We start from the raw sequence: 14,366 nt of genomic DNA, 5'->3' as shown, positions 1-14,366 counted from the left end.
TTCGTCCAGCCATTCCTTCTGGTTCTCTTTGCTGCGCCAATTGATGCACGCCGCCCAAGTCGAAAGGTCATATGACATTTGGATGAATTCGAGGATTTGCCTTCTAATGTCACCCCCCACCATTTGCATCGAGGGTGGTGGGGGTGCCCCCTCTGTTTTCTCGGGTTTCTCGGTCATGGGTCGATTGCCTCGTCGCGCTGATAGTTGTTGATGACTACGCCGGTCCTGGTGTCGACAACGTCGCCGTTCATTTTCCGACGGAAGCGCTGTTGGAAGCCGCCGGCAGAAGCTGGCTTGATCCCGAGGTGCTTCTTGCGGACGCGGGCAATCTTGGCCTTCACGCCCATCTCCACCGCCGTCTTCTTCTTGTGGGCTTCCTTCAGGGCGGGGGCGAGATTGGATTCCCGGTGCTGGCCGCCGAGGATGAGGGCGTGGATATGCTCCAGTTCCCAAACATCGCAGGGCTGGATCTTCCGGCCGGTCAGGTGGCAGATGCCGTTGTGAGCATCGAAAACCCTCTGGCGGACTCTGTCTGGCACTTTCTGGTCGTCGGTCTTCCCGATCCATTCTGGGACGGTGCGGGCCATTATGCTGCCCTCCGCTTCTGCTCTTGCCGCTCTTCAGGCGTGGGTGCGACGTATCCGAATTCGCGAGCGAGAAGTTCCGTCGCCGCATTGAAGAACGCGATCATCTCGGGTTCATCGCACTGCCGGGTGTTGATTGCGCGGGGAACTCCCACTAGAAAGCCGTTCGCGAGACGGATGGTGTCGACGAATTTCACGGCGGGCCGGATGTAGGCATCCAGCGCCTCTTTGCTCGGCGAGCATCCGGTCGCGTCGATGCAGTCTTGCAGCGTCGCCCAATAGGCCTTGAGGCGGTCCATGTTGCGCCACTGCTTGATTTCCAGCTTGACGCGCTGGCCCTGCTCGATGCCGTCGAGAGCCTGCAGGTCGTATTGCATCTCGGGAATGAGCGAGTTGCCGCGACGGATGAAGGCGTAGACGGGCTTTTCTGTTTTTGCCATGATCAGCCCGCCATAAGTGGATGGTTTCGAATGGCGGCGATTTCGCTTTCATTGCTCGGCGACGTGGGCGCACCATAACGACGCACCTTCTCAACGATCTCAGCGAGTTCTTCGTTGAAATCCTTCACGGCCGTGGCGATGGTGGCAATGTACGCCTCATCGCGATAGGCCCGTTTCACGAACAACGGGAGCTTCGGCCAATAGACGACGATATCGATCCATTCCCGTTCGGCGACCCAAAGTGCACCCTGGCACTGCGCCTTATGCTCCGGAGGGAAATCGTCGCGGAACAGCGTTTCGATCAGCAGGTGTGGGAGTTTTGACTTCGCTTCGAACATCCCCCGGTCCCCGATCAGCCCATCAGGGCTTGCGCCCTTGTCGCCGTTGCGAATGAACCCGACGCTCTGAATTTCTGCGTCGGCTATGAAGGAATATTTCTCGCGGGCCTCGCCTTCCATGACGTGGCCGCGATCCATGTGCGCATTGCTGTAGCCTTCCGTTGGCTCGCCTGTCACGACTTCGCCAGCCAGCTTGTACAGATAGGTTTTGCGCGTCTTGCTTTCCCCGCCACTGCGGCCGGATGCCATGACGGTGTGAAATTCAGAGGCGGTCGGAATGCCGGCACGCGCATGAAACCACTCAGGAGAATTCTGGTCGCAGTTGAAAATCTGGATCATACCGAGGCCCTTTCCATCTTTGCCTTTTTCTGATTGAGGAGGCGAACGGCGTCGTCGAAATCGGAGGCCAGCATGTCGGGGATGGCGTCGATTTTCCCGAGGCGGCAGAACTGCTCGGTGTCGGACCCGGTATCTTCCAGAAGGGCGCGGATGGTCTTCGCTTGCTCGGCCGTTATGAATTCCGGCTCATCCTTCGGAGCCGCGTTCCCATCGCGGTCGTCTCCTGTCGAAATATTGAACAGCATGCAGAGGAGATAGCGCCGGCCATAAGTTGCCGTGCTGCCGAACGCCTGGGTGCCGGTCTTGTTCACCGCGCCCTTCGCTCCCGCGCCGTCCACCGGGATTGCCCCGACGCCGTTGCGGACATACCCTCCGGAGTGAGATATCTCCCACTTGACCAGTAATTCGCCGAGTTCATTGTAGCCGTCGGGCTGGAAAGACACGCCGAAGCCGTGAGCGTAAATGATCGGCATGGCCTGTTCTTCGATAGCGGCTAGATCGGCATAGTTCGATTTGGTGTGGGTATTGCGCCGGTTCCGCATGACTACCGGCAATTCCTTCTGGCATGCTGACATAGCCGTGAAATAAGCAGTCTTCGCCTCGTACTCCCGGTCTTCTCGGGCCTGCTCTCTGGAGCGATCCTCCATCCGTTCTTTCATCGCCAGCATCTTTTCGAGCCGGTCGATAGGAATGTTCGGGTCCATGGCAATGCGTTCGATCATGGCGACCATCGGCGCATCGTTTGCCGGGATAATGTGCCCTTCGTCGTGTTTTGCGAGTGCGTTGGTCATTGTTAGAATTCCATCTTGATGTGAGGGACTTCACCGGCGATGACCGCCAGCACGATTTTCTTCGCAACATCTTCCTTGACGCCTTGGGCCATGATTGCCTGCTTGGCCTCGCTCATGATCTTGCCGCGGTGCTCACGGTCCCGTTCGCGAGCTTCCCGTTCTTCCTGCTCGCGTTTGGCAGCGGCTTGGCGCTCCTGCTCGGCACGCTCGGCAGCTTCTTTGATGGCGCGGGCTTCAGCCTCGGCTTTCGCGATTGCAGCCTGTGCCTTTTGTTCCGCTTCAAGCCGGGCGGCTTCGACCGCGCGGCGCTCGCGTTCTGCTGCTTCCTTCTGGGCGCGCTCTGCCGCTTCGGCCTGACGCCGCACATTCTCGGCGTACTCTGCTTTTTCACGAGCCTCACGGTCGGCGGCTTCCTTGGCGATGCGCTCCTTTTCGAGACGAGCAGCTTCGGCCCGATCACGCTCTTCTTTTTCGGCGCGAAGCTTCTCAAGCTCGATACGGTCAGCCTCGGCGCGCTTGTGGGCCTCAAATGCTGCCTTCACCTTGTCCAGCGCGATCTTGTGAGCAACGCGGGCTTGTTCCTCGAATTCACCAAGTTCTGAGTTGATGACGATCTTCTCCTCCAATTCGTGGAGGAGGATTCCGAAAGCCTGAGGCTCGCCGCCGATGAAGCCGTTACCGCAATCTTCGATGTGCTTGAGGATCGACTTGCAGTAGTCGATACGGGCTTCCTCTTGAGCTTCCCACTGATCGAGCGGGCGGCGGGCGTCGGCTGCAATTTCGTCCAGATCGGCCTTGACGGCGCGGCGCTTGGCATCGACGATGTTGATCTCCTTGCGGCGATCCTCATTCATCTTCTTGCCAGCTTCGTCGATCGCAGTCTTTTTGCGCGTGATCGCATAGGCCTCGGAGGCGATCTTCTTACGGCTCGTCGCTGTTGACAGATCAGGAACGAACGCCTTCACGCCGGCCTTGAGGTCCGCGATGAACTGGGCATACAGATCTTCGTCGAGCAGGACGCACCCTGGATCGGCTTCGACCATGGCGGCAATATCGATGATGTCTCTTTTTTCTGCGATAGCGGACATTAGACCCTCGCCTGGATTTCGAGTTGACGATCGGTGCGGACGAATGCGGAACCGAGAACGGTTGCCAGCATCGCCACGAGCGAAATGAAAAGGATGGCCTGCATGATGAGGTGGCTGACGCTCTTGGCGTGCAGGAGGTGGCCGTATTGATCGGCCTCGCACTGTCCGGCGCATCCGCATTCGTTGTGGTGGCGGAGGTTGCAGGTCATGCTGCCGCTCCTCGGCGAGTTTTGCGAACAAGGCGGAAGCCCATGTCGTCAGCAATCTTCCGGAGCAAGTTGGCGTCGTCGTCTTGCCAGTCGCCGTAACCTAGAACCCTCAAAGAGTTCGCGGAAATCACGACCACTTGAGCAGTATCTGCATGCTGGGACGGCAGGACAGACACCTGGGGGACGTACGGGCGATCATGCAATGGCCTGCCCGCGAGCAAAATAGCGTGATATAGCTTTTCTCCGAAGTTCGGATCATCTCTTATCTCATGAAGACGGTCATTCAGGACCATAACTGCGGTGTTGAACCCCATCACATCCACCCCATAGCCTGCCGGTCCCGGCGCTCGTCATAGGCGCGATCCGGGTCTGGGAGGACTGGAGCCGAGGCTTCGATATCATCCTTCAATAGCGCCCAAGCACGGCTGTTTTTCACATAGTCTGGGAAGCCAGCTTCCAGATCGTCGACGGTGATTTCCCGATCGACTTCCAACTCGTCAGCCTCGTCGGCCCGCTCAAGCCAAGCCTTTGCGAATGTTTCGGTAACATCGATCGTTACCAGCGTCTTCGTGTTGAGGGCCAAGATGCGCGGGCAGTGGTCGCCCGGCTCGTCGAGGAGCATGTCGACGGTATAGCTCTTGCCGGGATTTGTGCTCTCGCTGACGTAGATAATGCCGCTTCGGGTCGTGCCGAACATAAGCAGGACTTCTTCGTCGCTGAGGATGTATCGATCATCTGTGTTTGCCATGTCAGTTATCCTCTTGGATCACTCCGCATATCGGCCTCGGGTGTTGGGAGGCCGATAGATTGAGGGATCAGTCGGCCATAGGGCCGATCAAAGGTTTGATTTCGCTTGGCTCTCGATGCCAAATGCGGCCAGCATCGTCTCGAACGTGGTAAAAGCTCCGGAACTCGGCCACGATGGTGCCGACGAAAGAGGGATTGTTGCCAACCGCCACGGACTGAACCCGCGTCCCGATATCGGGAGAGAAAATCCGGCCCTTCCGCAGTGTCGCCATTGTTCTCTTCCTCTTGTTGCCCGGAGGCGGTTAGGGTTAGAAGCCGCTACTGTCGGGCTGCCGCGGAAGATCCCCATCGTGAAGATGAGAAACTCTCATCGAGCGCCCATCGCGGGTCACAAGAAACATCGGAGGGGACCTATCGACCCAGTCGAGTTCGACATCGGTGATATCGTCCAGGCCGTGCCCAAACTCGTCGCTATCTGCCATGGCCCATGCTCGTGTCTCAGCGTCGTCGAGACTCTCGGCCTTGATCGTGACCCGCACTTCTCCGGTGACTGTGAAGCGCGCCACATACTCGCCAGGCTTGTCGTCCTTCAAAAATTCGGCTGCATCAGCCATCTCTCATCCTCTGGGTTTGGTTTGCCCGGCGGGAACGCTGAACCTGTCCCGCCGCCGATCCCGTTTCGCTACTTGCCTTGCGGCGGGTCAGTCGGGAGCGGGTATGAGCTGCATTATGCACGCTGTAGCGTTCGCGTCAAGCAAATGAACGCTATATCGTGCATTATTTTGCGAGGAGGCGTGCAATCGCTCGAATCGCAAGCACAAAAAAGCCCGCCGGGGAGGCGGGCTGGTGAAGCGCTTGCAAAATGATTGACCCAGAAAAGGAAAAGCCCCGCTTGTTAGGCGGAGCTTCTCATGGGGGAGGCCGGAATCTAGGTGTCTCCTCTCAGAGATGCGGCGGACCTGACCTCCCAAAACCCCTCTCGGGGACAAGATCAATATAATAGACCACGTCGGATATTTCCAATCACATTTTACGTCAGAAACCTAGGGAATAGTTGATACCTTTAGCTATTTCGTCCATGTGCTCGCTCCTAAGAAACTCACTTGGATGGCGCTTCCCGTTCCTTAGCACAAGATCGAGACGGGCATGAGAGACTGTTGTGATGAGCTTGCACCTTGCCCAGCATGGAACGGTTAGGCTCCAATACGACCCCAATGGAAAGAAGATGTCGTCAGGATCGATCGTCTTCGGTTCGACTGTCGAAAATGGAATGATGGTGCACGTTCCGGGCATCGCGCCGTGACGGTGATTGTTGGAGGCAATAGAGATAACTGCGACCTGGCGCTTTTTGCGCATCTCTGGCTCGACGAATGACATGTCGAAGTCGCACATGAGGATCGCGCCGCGTTTCGGGGAGAAGGTGATAGCCATCTATTCAGACTGGGGCTCTAAATGTGATTCTGCAAGTCAATGAACTCCCCCTTATGCCTTTCGGATAGGCATGAGTTGAACCTCAATCAATCCCTGTGCCGCATCACACTTCCGGCCCTTCTGCCTTTATCTTTTCCCATTCCTCCGGCGACAGCGCCGCCTGCAGCGCAGCGTCGGCCATGTCGAGGTATTGCGTCCACATCGGCTTCTTGTCCCGCGCGATGTTCTCGGGGATATCGAAGTAGCTGCATAGGGCGCGAGCTGCGCGCTCGCGGGGTGGTTTCGGCTTTCTGGTCATGGATGCTCCTTTCGTTGTCACGATACCGCGATTCCAAGAGAAAGCGACTCTTTAAACGGGCAGGCGCAACATCTTGTGTCCGTTAACGAGTGTGAAAAAAATCCTAATATTGTTCTTGCTTTGTTCTCATTTTCGCGGAATCATCATCCCTGCCAACATGTACAGGGAGTAGAACAATGGCTTCGTATTTCGTGGTTCAAAGCTTCACATCAGGCAAGGGCGGCACTTTTCCGGACGCCCCAATTCAGGCCCAAAGCCTTCACCAGGCGCGCCGTGTGGCGGAACGGTTGTCCCTCAAGAAATCCATGGTCATCGCGTTTATGCGCGACGGCAATCCTAAGACAGGTGACTACGGCGATCCTAAGCTGATCTTCGCCAAGGGCGACGATCTGCCCGAGGAAGTCGCCGAAATGGAACGCGCATAAGGGGAGGCGGTGGCGTGGCTATTTTCCATCAGTACCGGCCCAAATTCAAAACCCGGAACGAAGAGATTGTAGCAAACCTCTTCGAAGCGGCAGGCGCCACGCCGCCGGCCCCGCCTGAGATTGTCATCAAGAGGAAGGCTGCTGAGATTTCTTGCCTGATGGCGCTGATCCACGGTGGGGATTGGCGGGTTGTTGTAGATCATCAGAAGGGGTTTGTGCTGGTTGCACCCCAACTTCCGCCCGCACGAACTGACCTATAATACCCAGAGCGAGATCTAGCTGGCCAGCGTCAACCCCATACGCAAGCATTGCCGACCTGAGCGCCGCTTCCGGCGACTTTGTGCTCTTTTGTGCTTGTCCGGTCAGAACGTACATGAGGTGTTGGTCGCCGAGCGCGTTCATGACGGATAAAAACTTGTCTACCGCAGGCGCCTTGTCAGCATTCAACATTTGCTGAATGAAATTAGGGCCGCCACCCGCCGCGCTGCTGATGGCGCGCATACTCCGGCCGTCCGCCTCGATTATCTCTCTAAGCCGCTCTTTCCATTTACTTCCCATTGCAAATGGCTACCACGGTCCAGCAAATTTGGCGCGAACGTTATGGCGTGTATTGCGTTGAACGCGATAGCGTGTATACTCGCGTTTTATGAAGAACGATCTCCTCACCGAAATTGAAAAGTTCATGCTAGAGGCCCAGCTGGGACCACACCGCTTTGGCATTTTGGCTGCGAGCAATGGCCGGCTTGTCGACCGCCTTCGCGAGGGCCGACGGATTTGGCCGGACACTGAATTGCAGGTTCGGAAATTCATGCGGGAGCAGCGCAAGAAGCGAAATGCCGGAGCCCCCGCATGACCCACCTCACCGAAACAGAAGCAGAGAAGGTCGGGGCGTTGGCGGAACGGGAGTCGGGCGTTCAGGAAATGCTCTCTGGTTATCTCTCGTTCATAAACCATCGGCCCCGGCTCATTTCGCTTCTCTATGACATCGACATGCTGCCGGAGCAGACGGTGACCCGGGCGGGAGCAATGCGATTGGTCGGCCTTTGCGAAGTGTGGCGCATGGGTGAAGCAGGCGAATTGCTTGACGTGGCCGAGGTCAACGGCGAATGGGCCGCTCCGAAAGGGGAGGCTTGATGCTCTCCGCTTGGACCAGAGCACTCCCTTACTTTGTCGTCGTTTGGCTGACCAAGCGGCACGCCGAGCGCGTCGAAGCTGTCCCCGGCTACCTTTCTGCAAATCCCTACCGTGGCGAAATCCTGTCTTGGAGGATCGATAATGTCTGATGTCCAGGGCGTCGCCCGTGACCAACTCCGCGCTTTTATCGAGCGCATCGAGCGTCTGGAAGAAGAGAAGAGGACCATCGCCGACGATATCAAGGACGTCTACGGCGAGGCCAAGGGCATGGGCTTCGACACGAAAATTTTGAAGCGGGTTGTCGCGCTGCGCAAGAAGGATGAGCAGGAGCGGACGGAAGAGGAGATGATCCTCGACACGTACCTTGCGGCCCTCGGCATGATCCCGCAATTCGACCTCTTCGATGGCCCAGGCCACGATCCCGTAACCGGCGAGGTCTTCGACCGCGACGCCAGCCCCAAACTGATCAAGACCGTTGTAGACGGCGTGCAGACGGAGATCGGCCGAAAGGCTTTGATCACCGCTATCGACATCATGATCGAGAATGAAGAACAAGCTGCCCCCGTCGATGCCGCAGTTACGGCGGGCAATGATTTGCGCGAACCTGTTGCTGCGGAACAGGGTCAAATTATCCGGGAAGGGGATGCGCCCCGTGAAACCGATCGCCGAGGCGATGACGCTTCGAGCCCGGATACCGATCACGAAGCTGTTGCGCCTGTAGCGACGGCTCTCCCCAGCGCCGAGCGCGTAACTCCCCATAGGTCGGGAAGCGCCGCCGCCAACACAGGAGGCGATCATGTAATCGATACCGCGCCCGCTAACCCACATCAGGCCGGGACTCTCGTTGGGAATCATGTCCCGGCCATCAATGAGCGCTGCCAGAAGCCGGATATCCGCAACTTCTCGCATCATCCGAACAAGATCACTTGCTCGACGTGCACCAAGGCATGGGAGAGCAGGAAATTGGCGGTGCCAGCATGAACAAGCGCGTGTTGAGATTTGTGTGGAGAGCATTCCGTTCTGCTTTGGCCTTTTCGTGGCTCTGGTTCGGGGCGACCACTTGGCACTATCGCTTCCCTGGTGAGCCATTGACCGGTTTCTCCGTGTTCGTTGCCTGCTTCATCGCAGGCGCAGTGATCTACGGCGTTTTCGACGAGGGCATTTAGGCCATGGCAATCTTCACCAGCCAGCCTTCGCCAATGGTCCGCAACGCAGCCCGCACGGTCTTGCCGGCCGGCAGCCGCGACGCTGACAAGAAAAACCAAGCCATCATCGAGGGCCGCATCGGCGAGCCCGAAGAACATTCGAATGTGGCTGGGGACCCCTCTGACCAGTCACCGCTCGTCCTGGCCTTCTCCTCCTCCCGAGGCCGGGACGAGCACCCTTATACGAAGCCTGCTGTTTCTGACGCGCATCACAACTGCGCTCACAGCAACGCCTAACTCAACAAATGGTGCCGGAGACCCCGAGGTAAGGTCTCCGGCTGTCGAACCGGACAATAGCGGCGGATCGGTTCGACGGGGATGAATTTCGGTTTGCACAGGCGGCGGGCCGGCGGTGATGGAGACGGCCTGATTGGCGTCACGGCTATCTCCATCACCAACAATATAGGTCCTGCGCGGCATCTTGTGCTCCCTGAACAAGAGCAAAGATGCAGCAGCGGAGACAGGAAATGTCGGGAAAGTCACCCGGAGATTCGGGAAATCTAAAATACCAAAAGAGCGAACGGATGGACGACGTAGCAACAGCAAATTTCTTGATCGAGGAGATCGGAGCAAAGCGCCATCACATCGGCGACATGTTCCGCGCCGCCTGCAAGGAACTGCGGGCACGGTTCCCTCATCGTGAAGATCCCGAAAATCAATGGACGGAACGCCGCCTGAGAGGGTGGTGGAACAAAGAGAGCCGCGTCGTCCGGCATTTCCAGATGATGGAACTTTACGAAACGGCAGAGCAGGTACGGAAGGCGAGGGAAGAACATGCAGACTACAGAGCAAAAACCGCCCTTCTTCGTCAGATGGCTGAGCTTCGATCGACGACACGCAATCGCGATGATGTTTCGTGATTGGGGCGCCGGCCTGGCTGAATGGATTTGCCCTGAGCTTTGCGAAAACCAAGAGGAGCTTGACTGATGGGACAGCATCTTTTGTTCAGCGAGCATATGACCGCCAAGGATGTTCACCGGCCAATCGCCGAGACCTATCTTGGCCAAGCACATATCGCAGGTACTGGCCCAGAAGGGAGAACCTGCCGTGAATGCCGGTTTTGGCATGCTTGGAAATGGCGGAAGGTCGTAGGGGGGGGCGCCGAAAAGGTGGCGTCCGACCCGGGCTATTTCGGAAAAAAGCACAAGCTGAATCCACTTGGCCTGAAAAAAGCCAAGTGCAATCGGCCCATCCTGAACAAGGCAAGCCGACTTATCCCGCACTGCGCCAAAGCGTGCCGCCTATTCGAGCCGGCAGATCATCCTTTGCCGGAACGGAGGCCAGATAATTGAGCGCGCCTCTTAAAGAATCGCAGATCCATAAGGCTGTCGTTGCGCACTGGCGCCATTGCGGGCGGCCTGGAACTCTTGTCGCGACCATTCCTAATATGGGTGCGATGGGCCAGCACGGATTAACCAAGGGTCTCCCAGATCTTATCGTCATCGACCCCGGCGTTCACGGATATGTCGAGTTGAAGACGGAAGCAGGCAAGCTCACTGCCCCTCAGAGAGAATTCAGGGATCTTTGCGAACTGCACGGCATCCGCTTTGCGGTCACGCATGGCCGTGAGGAGCCTATTAGACTTCTAGAAGACTGGGGCGTCGTCATGCGCCGGGCTCATCAAGAACCAATCCCGCTCGGCGATGCTGTAGCCCGGGTCGTGTCTCGTCTCGCGGAGGGCCGCAGCCGATGATCTATCAGGATAGGGACGACGAGGAATTGTTGCGCGTTATGCGCAAGGCGGAAATCGGCAAGACCGATTGGCTTGGCCGGTTCGCCCGAGGTCCGAACAAGCGGCCAGACGACAACATCCGCGATCAACGGGAATATGCCGAGGTTTTCGACCAGATATGCCGGAAGCTGGAGCGATCGATTTCACTCAGAACACAAAAGCACGGGCAGCAGCGCGATCAAAGTTTGCCGACGACGAGCGCACCACTGCCGCAACAGGACGAAAGGAACGTCATGCGCGATGAAAATAGAGGTTATCGTTTCGGAGGGCAAGCGCGGTGAGCGACTTTAGATCAACATCAGCCCACGCGGAGCGCCAATCGTTCCGCCGCGCCGTCGACAAGTCCGGTCTGGATCACTCGCGGATCGCTGTCCTGAAAAAGCTTGGGAATCTTTGGTTTCATCATCGCTTCGCGGCGAAGGAGATCCGACCCGGCGCTGGATATCTAGCGAAGGCATGCAAGCTTTCGGAGCGGACAATCCGACGGATATTAAAAGAATTCCGCGAACTTGGCTTCATCATCGCTACGGCCTTGGAAAAGGGCGGATGCGGGGCAACCCGGTACATCGTGGATATGGCCCGGGTCTTTCGTCATGTTTCTGGCGTCCAGGTTGTCGCAGGCGACCTCGCTGAAATCGTGCCCGACGACCGTGACGAGCCTGTCTACGATGACAACGGCGTGCCAGTTGTCGATGCTTGTGACATGGCGCCATCATCGGGTGACGCGGGGCATTATTTCGCAGAAAAATCAACGTGTTGCTCTCAAAATGTTACACAGTTACGCCCTGCCAATTTGGCAGACGGTATATTAGCCGTATCGCCAGTTTCTTTGCCTTCAGGCTGGAATGCTTCTTCAATCTTGAGGAAAGCCTCTGCCCTCGTCGTCAATCCGTACCTTTCTGCAAAGGAGGGATGGCTATGCGAGAATTGAGGGCACACCAGATCAAGGCAATCGACCACCTGAAGGCCAGTATCCGTTCCGGCAAGCGTCGTCCTTTGGTCTGCCTACCGACAGGGGCAGGGAAAACTCTTACAGCCGCGCATATCGTTGCTGGAGCGCGAGCCAAAGGAAACCGCGTTTGCTTCGTCGTTCCGGCCATTGCTCTGATCGACCAGACCGTGGAGGCCTTTGCTGCCGAAGGGATTTACGATGTCGGCGTGATCCAGGCCGATCACCCGATGACCGACGCAACGCAACCGGTTCAAGTCGCCAGCGTCCAGACACTCGCTCGGCGGCCTCTGCCTGACACGGATGTCGTGATCGTCGACGAAGCGCACCAAGCGTTCAAGATCGTGTTCAGGTGGATGCATAACAAGCCCGGTATTCTGTTCATCGGTCTTTCGGCAACGCCGTGGACGAGGGGGCTCGGCAAGCACTACGACGAACTGATTGTTGCCGCGACGACGCAGGAGCTCATCGAGGCTGGATATTTATCGCCATTCAGGGTTTTTGCCCCAAGCCATCCGGATCTTTCGGCGGTTAGGACGGTAGCTGGCGACTATCATGAAGAGGATCTGGCCCAGGCCATGAGCGATGGCGCCTTAATGGCGGATATCGTTTCGACTTGGCTGAAACTGGGCGAAGGACGGCAAACGCTGTGCTTCGCAGTCAACCGATCGCACGCAAAGGACCTCCAGCGTCAATTTGAGAAAGCTGGCGTCTGCACTGGATACGTCGATGCCTTCACCGACAAGTTCGAGCGTGAAGAAGTCAGAAAGGCATTTGAGGCAGGCGCTATCAAAGTGGTCTGCAATGTCGGCGTCTTGACGACCGGCGTGGACTGGGATGTCAGGTGCCTTATCCTAGCCCGTCCGACAAAGAGCGAGATGCTGTTCACTCAGATCGTGGGTCGAGCGCTCAGAACCGCGCCTGGAAAGCCGGACGCAATAATTCTTGACCACAGTGACACGACACTTCGGCTCGGCTTCGTCACCGACATCTATCATGACAGCCTCGACAAGGGGCGGATGAAGGAAGGCGGCGGGGAGCGAAAAGCAAAATCGGTGCCTTTGCCCAAAGAGTGCTCGTCGTGCTCGATGCTTAAGCCTCCGAAGGTCCATAAGTGCCCTCACTGCGGGTTTGCCCCGGAGAAGCAGCCGGACGTGATGGAGATCGAAGGCGAACTAGCTCAAGTGCGTGGCAAAAAGGAAGCCCCGACCATTTCCGAAAAACGTTCGTTCTATGCCCAGCTTCTTTGGGTAGCGGAAGAGCGGGGCAAAAATCAAAGCTGGGTTCTGGCCAACTACAAGGGGCGGTTCGACGTCTGGCCTCGCGGCATGGATGACGTCCAGCCGGAGGAACCGACAGGGAAAACATTGTCCTGGCTGCGAAGCCGCCAGATCGCGTGGGCGAAAAAGAAGCAGAAAGCAGAACAGCAGGAGGCGAAGCATGCAGCGTGACCGGATCACTGACGCGGCGCGTGGGCGCTGGCATGGCATCCTTCCGGCTCTTGGCGTGGCATCCAGCTTCCTAACCGGCCGGCACGGGCCTTGCCCTTTTTGCGGGGAAGGGAAAGACCGCTTCCGCTTTGCTGACAAGGAAGGGGACGGGCGTTGGTTTTGCAATCAATGCGGTAGCGGGGATGGGTTTGATTTTGTGCAGCGTCTGAAGGGGTGCGATTTCGCAGAGGCTGCCCGTCTTGTGCGGGAGCATGTCGGCTCGGCGCCGGTCCTAACCGGCAAGCCGGCCGTTGATCGTGATACAAAAAAGGCATTGAACGTGCTGTGGCGATCCAGCAAGCCGGTCGTTGATAGTGACCCTGTGGCGCGTTGGCTCACGTCGCGGGTAGGCAAGGTGGATATCACCAAATCCATCCGGTACTGCGAAAGGTGCCGCTACTGGGACGAGGAAGCAAAGTCTGCGTCCTTCCATCCGGCGATGATTGCGATGATCCACGACGCCAACGGCAACCCGGCGCTCATCCACAAGACCTATCTCACCCCAGATGGTCGCAAGGCCTTAGTCGAGAAGGTGCGTATGCTTATGCCTGGCACGTTTCCCGCGGGCGCAGCGGTAAGGCTGTTCGATGCGGCGGAGGCCATGGGTATTGCAGAAGGGATCGAGACAGCGTTCGCGGCCTCGGCGCTGTTCGACATGCCGGTATGGGCGGCCTTGACCGCGGGCGCTTTGGAGAAGTGGGAGCCTCCATCTAGCGCGAAGACGATAAGCGTTTTCGGTGACAACGACGCCAACTTTACAGGACAGCGCGCCGCGTTCGGGTTGGGGCAACGACTGATGCGCGAAGGTTTGAGCGTCAGCGTTCAGATCCCGAAATCTGAGGGCGAGGATTGGAACGACGTTCTCAATCGTGTTCGACATGGTCAGGAGGCCGCGTGATGCTGGACGTATCCAAGTCGCCGTGCCCGTTGACCCCTCGCGAAATCGAGGCGGTCCAATGGCTCTCTGCGGGCAAAACCGACGTGGAGTCGGCTGAGATCATGGGCATCACGAAACATGGCGTGCGGCGCCTGCTGCAAAACGCGCGGCTCCGATCGAACACGGTCAACGCGCCGTCTCTGGTGGCAAAGGCAATACGATCTGGGTGGATTGCATAATCATAGCGGCGATCACCCATTCTAAATTCAGGCAACGAGGCGAGACGGCG

The 14,366-nt window shown here is 57.7% G+C and carries 25 protein-coding genes and 1 pseudogene; 13 read left to right on the top strand and 13 right to left on the bottom strand.

Features of this window, described 5'->3' with window-relative positions; translation table 11 throughout:
- Nucleotides 1-173 precede the first annotated feature (173 nt).
- The 12 genes from DEM27_RS10620 to DEM27_RS10565 all read right to left on the bottom strand — a co-directional run bounded on the left by DEM27_RS10620 (nt 174) and on the right by DEM27_RS10565 (nt 6,265).
- Nucleotides 174-587, bottom strand: a complete 414-nt coding sequence (locus tag DEM27_RS10620) for an HNH endonuclease (protein WP_109458181.1) — start codon at nt 585-587, stop codon at nt 174-176.
- On the bottom strand, nt 587-1,024 hold the full coding sequence (locus DEM27_RS10615; RefSeq protein WP_109458180.1) for a hypothetical protein: 438 nt from the start codon (nt 1,022-1,024) through the stop codon (nt 587-589). Before DEM27_RS10615 ends, DEM27_RS10620 begins: the two co-directional genes overlap by 1 nt.
- A gap of 2 nt (nt 1,025-1,026) precedes the next feature.
- On the bottom strand, nt 1,027-1,701 hold the full coding sequence (locus tag DEM27_RS10610; RefSeq protein ID WP_109458179.1) for a lambda exonuclease family protein: 675 nt from the start codon (nt 1,699-1,701) through the stop codon (nt 1,027-1,029).
- The gene (locus tag DEM27_RS10605; RefSeq protein ID WP_109458178.1) at nt 1,698-2,492 is read right to left on the bottom strand and encodes an ERF family protein; all 795 of its coding nucleotides are present in this window, start codon (nt 2,490-2,492) and stop codon (nt 1,698-1,700) included. The genes DEM27_RS10610 and DEM27_RS10605 overlap by 4 nt, the downstream gene beginning before the upstream one ends.
- 2 nt (nt 2,493-2,494) lie before the next feature.
- Nucleotides 2,495-3,580 (bottom strand): hypothetical protein, encoded by a 1,086-nt coding sequence (locus tag DEM27_RS10600; protein ID WP_109458177.1) that lies wholly within the window; start codon nt 3,578-3,580, stop codon nt 2,495-2,497.
- Nucleotides 3,580-3,789 (bottom strand): hypothetical protein, encoded by a 210-nt coding sequence (locus DEM27_RS10595; RefSeq protein ID WP_109458176.1) that lies wholly within the window; start codon nt 3,787-3,789, stop codon nt 3,580-3,582. The genes DEM27_RS10600 and DEM27_RS10595 overlap by 1 nt, the downstream gene beginning before the upstream one ends.
- Nucleotides 3,786-4,103, bottom strand: coding sequence for a hypothetical protein (locus DEM27_RS10590; RefSeq protein ID WP_109458175.1), 318 nt, complete (start codon nt 4,101-4,103; stop codon nt 3,786-3,788). The genes DEM27_RS10595 and DEM27_RS10590 overlap by 4 nt, the downstream gene beginning before the upstream one ends.
- A complete protein-coding gene (locus DEM27_RS10585) occupies nt 4,103-4,537 on the bottom strand; it encodes a hypothetical protein (RefSeq protein ID WP_109458174.1) in 435 nt (144 codons plus the stop codon). The genes DEM27_RS10590 and DEM27_RS10585 overlap by 1 nt, the downstream gene beginning before the upstream one ends.
- 67 nt (nt 4,538-4,604) lie before the next feature.
- Complete coding sequence (locus DEM27_RS10580; protein ID WP_109458173.1) at nt 4,605-4,808, bottom strand: hypothetical protein; 204 nt, start codon at nt 4,806-4,808, stop codon at nt 4,605-4,607.
- A 36-nt stretch (nt 4,809-4,844) separates the two neighbouring features.
- Nucleotides 4,845-5,150 (bottom strand): hypothetical protein, encoded by a 306-nt coding sequence (locus tag DEM27_RS10575; RefSeq protein ID WP_109458172.1) that lies wholly within the window; start codon nt 5,148-5,150, stop codon nt 4,845-4,847.
- Nucleotides 5,151-5,571: 421 nt separating this feature from the next.
- Entirely contained in the window at nt 5,572-5,967 is a 396-nt protein-coding gene (locus tag DEM27_RS10570; protein ID WP_109458171.1) for a type II toxin-antitoxin system PemK/MazF family toxin, read from the bottom strand.
- Between the two features lie 103 nt (nt 5,968-6,070).
- Nucleotides 6,071-6,265 (bottom strand): hypothetical protein, encoded by a 195-nt coding sequence (locus DEM27_RS10565; RefSeq protein ID WP_109458170.1) that lies wholly within the window; start codon nt 6,263-6,265, stop codon nt 6,071-6,073.
- Between the two features lie 176 nt (nt 6,266-6,441).
- Between DEM27_RS10565 and DEM27_RS10560 the strand changes: the two genes are divergently transcribed.
- Entirely contained in the window at nt 6,442-6,690 is a 249-nt protein-coding gene (locus tag DEM27_RS10560) for a hypothetical protein (protein WP_109458169.1), read from the top strand.
- A gap of 126 nt (nt 6,691-6,816) precedes the next feature.
- On the opposite strand, the gene DEM27_RS10555 is transcribed toward DEM27_RS10560, so the two are convergent.
- Entirely contained in the window at nt 6,817-7,191 is a 375-nt protein-coding gene (locus DEM27_RS10555) for a hypothetical protein (protein WP_128755489.1), read from the bottom strand.
- 348 nt (nt 7,192-7,539) lie between these two features.
- Between DEM27_RS10555 and DEM27_RS10545 the strand changes: the two genes are divergently transcribed.
- The 12 genes and pseudogenes from DEM27_RS10545 (at nt 7,540) to DEM27_RS10500 (ending at nt 14,316) form a co-directional block, all read left to right on the top strand.
- On the top strand, nt 7,540-7,824 hold the full coding sequence (locus tag DEM27_RS10545) for a hypothetical protein (protein WP_109458166.1): 285 nt from the start codon (nt 7,540-7,542) through the stop codon (nt 7,822-7,824).
- 141 nt (nt 7,825-7,965) lie between these two features.
- Nucleotides 7,966-8,208: pseudogene (locus tag DEM27_RS10540) on the top strand (DUF2312 domain-containing protein); the annotation flags it as partial.
- Nucleotides 8,209-8,801: 593 nt separating this feature from the next.
- A complete protein-coding gene (locus tag DEM27_RS10535) occupies nt 8,802-8,990 on the top strand; it encodes a hypothetical protein (RefSeq protein ID WP_109458165.1) in 189 nt (62 codons plus the stop codon).
- Nucleotides 8,991-8,993: 3 nt separating this feature from the next.
- A complete protein-coding gene (locus tag DEM27_RS33575) occupies nt 8,994-9,266 on the top strand; it encodes a hypothetical protein (RefSeq protein ID WP_128755488.1) in 273 nt (90 codons plus the stop codon).
- A 287-nt stretch (nt 9,267-9,553) separates the two neighbouring features.
- Nucleotides 9,554-9,889 (top strand): hypothetical protein, encoded by a 336-nt coding sequence (locus DEM27_RS10530; RefSeq protein WP_109458164.1) that lies wholly within the window; start codon nt 9,554-9,556, stop codon nt 9,887-9,889.
- 66 nt (nt 9,890-9,955) lie between these two features.
- Nucleotides 9,956-10,321, top strand: coding sequence for a hypothetical protein (locus tag DEM27_RS10525; protein WP_109458163.1), 366 nt, complete (start codon nt 9,956-9,958; stop codon nt 10,319-10,321).
- 95 nt (nt 10,322-10,416) lie between these two features.
- Nucleotides 10,417-10,722, top strand: a complete 306-nt coding sequence (locus tag DEM27_RS35195; protein WP_109458162.1) for a VRR-NUC domain-containing protein — start codon at nt 10,417-10,419, stop codon at nt 10,720-10,722.
- Nucleotides 10,719-11,042, top strand: coding sequence for a hypothetical protein (locus DEM27_RS10515; protein WP_109458161.1), 324 nt, complete (start codon nt 10,719-10,721; stop codon nt 11,040-11,042). Before DEM27_RS35195 ends, DEM27_RS10515 begins: the two co-directional genes overlap by 4 nt.
- Nucleotides 11,039-11,692, top strand: coding sequence for a helix-turn-helix domain-containing protein (locus tag DEM27_RS33570; protein ID WP_128755486.1), 654 nt, complete (start codon nt 11,039-11,041; stop codon nt 11,690-11,692). The genes DEM27_RS10515 and DEM27_RS33570 overlap by 4 nt, the downstream gene beginning before the upstream one ends.
- Complete coding sequence (locus DEM27_RS10510) at nt 11,680-13,161, top strand: DEAD/DEAH box helicase (RefSeq protein ID WP_165823389.1); 1,482 nt, start codon at nt 11,680-11,682, stop codon at nt 13,159-13,161. Before DEM27_RS33570 ends, DEM27_RS10510 begins: the two co-directional genes overlap by 13 nt.
- Nucleotides 13,151-14,098, top strand: coding sequence for a DUF7146 domain-containing protein (locus DEM27_RS10505; RefSeq protein WP_109458159.1), 948 nt, complete (start codon nt 13,151-13,153; stop codon nt 14,096-14,098). Before DEM27_RS10510 ends, DEM27_RS10505 begins: the two co-directional genes overlap by 11 nt.
- Nucleotides 14,098-14,316, top strand: a complete 219-nt coding sequence (locus DEM27_RS10500) for a helix-turn-helix transcriptional regulator (protein WP_109458158.1) — start codon at nt 14,098-14,100, stop codon at nt 14,314-14,316. The genes DEM27_RS10505 and DEM27_RS10500 overlap by 1 nt, the downstream gene beginning before the upstream one ends.
- Nucleotides 14,317-14,366 lie beyond the last annotated feature (50 nt).

Origin of the sequence: Rhizobium album (genome assembly GCF_003122325.1) — a bacterium.
Classification (GTDB): domain Bacteria; phylum Pseudomonadota; class Alphaproteobacteria; order Rhizobiales; family Rhizobiaceae; genus Metarhizobium; species Metarhizobium album.
The sequence above is the reverse complement of the archived record's forward strand: the minus strand, read 5'-3'. Positions and strand labels throughout refer to the sequence as shown.

Coding starts and splice junctions, on each gene's coding strand:
- DEM27_RS10500 (WP_109458158.1), top strand. CDS start 14,098: ATGCTGGACGTATCCAAGTCGCCGTGCCCGTTGACCCCTCGCGAAATC.
- DEM27_RS10510 (WP_165823389.1), top strand. CDS start 11,680: ATGCGAGAATTGAGGGCACACCAGATCAAGGCAATCGACCACCTGAAG.
- DEM27_RS10580 (WP_109458173.1), bottom strand. CDS start 4,808: ATGGCGACACTGCGGAAGGGCCGGATTTTCTCTCCCGATATCGGGACG.
- DEM27_RS10555 (WP_128755489.1), bottom strand. CDS start 7,191: ATGCGCGCCATCAGCAGCGCGGCGGGTGGCGGCCCTAATTTCATTCAG.
- DEM27_RS10600 (WP_109458177.1), bottom strand. CDS start 3,580: ATGTCCGCTATCGCAGAAAAAAGAGACATCATCGATATTGCCGCCATG.
- DEM27_RS10515 (WP_109458161.1), top strand. CDS start 10,719: ATGATCTATCAGGATAGGGACGACGAGGAATTGTTGCGCGTTATGCGC.
- DEM27_RS10595 (WP_109458176.1), bottom strand. CDS start 3,789: ATGACCTGCAACCTCCGCCACCACAACGAATGCGGATGCGCCGGACAG.
- DEM27_RS10545 (WP_109458166.1), top strand. CDS start 7,540: ATGACCCACCTCACCGAAACAGAAGCAGAGAAGGTCGGGGCGTTGGCG.
- DEM27_RS10525 (WP_109458163.1), top strand. CDS start 9,956: ATGGGACAGCATCTTTTGTTCAGCGAGCATATGACCGCCAAGGATGTT.
- DEM27_RS10585 (WP_109458174.1), bottom strand. CDS start 4,537: ATGGCAAACACAGATGATCGATACATCCTCAGCGACGAAGAAGTCCTG.
- DEM27_RS10575 (WP_109458172.1), bottom strand. CDS start 5,150: ATGGCTGATGCAGCCGAATTTTTGAAGGACGACAAGCCTGGCGAGTAT.
- DEM27_RS10620 (WP_109458181.1), bottom strand. CDS start 587: ATGGCCCGCACCGTCCCAGAATGGATCGGGAAGACCGACGACCAGAAA.
- DEM27_RS10505 (WP_109458159.1), top strand. CDS start 13,151: ATGCAGCGTGACCGGATCACTGACGCGGCGCGTGGGCGCTGGCATGGC.
- DEM27_RS10560 (WP_109458169.1), top strand. CDS start 6,442: ATGGCTTCGTATTTCGTGGTTCAAAGCTTCACATCAGGCAAGGGCGGC.
- DEM27_RS10605 (WP_109458178.1), bottom strand. CDS start 2,492: ATGACCAACGCACTCGCAAAACACGACGAAGGGCACATTATCCCGGCA.
- DEM27_RS10590 (WP_109458175.1), bottom strand. CDS start 4,103: ATGGGGTTCAACACCGCAGTTATGGTCCTGAATGACCGTCTTCATGAG.
- DEM27_RS10610 (WP_109458179.1), bottom strand. CDS start 1,701: ATGATCCAGATTTTCAACTGCGACCAGAATTCTCCTGAGTGGTTTCAT.
- DEM27_RS10535 (WP_109458165.1), top strand. CDS start 8,802: ATGAACAAGCGCGTGTTGAGATTTGTGTGGAGAGCATTCCGTTCTGCT.
- DEM27_RS35195 (WP_109458162.1), top strand. CDS start 10,417: ATGGGTGCGATGGGCCAGCACGGATTAACCAAGGGTCTCCCAGATCTT.
- DEM27_RS33575 (WP_128755488.1), top strand. CDS start 8,994: ATGGCAATCTTCACCAGCCAGCCTTCGCCAATGGTCCGCAACGCAGCC.
- DEM27_RS10530 (WP_109458164.1), top strand. CDS start 9,554: ATGGACGACGTAGCAACAGCAAATTTCTTGATCGAGGAGATCGGAGCA.
- DEM27_RS10565 (WP_109458170.1), bottom strand. CDS start 6,265: ATGACCAGAAAGCCGAAACCACCCCGCGAGCGCGCAGCTCGCGCCCTA.
- DEM27_RS10615 (WP_109458180.1), bottom strand. CDS start 1,024: ATGGCAAAAACAGAAAAGCCCGTCTACGCCTTCATCCGTCGCGGCAAC.
- DEM27_RS10570 (WP_109458171.1), bottom strand. CDS start 5,967: ATGGCTATCACCTTCTCCCCGAAACGCGGCGCGATCCTCATGTGCGAC.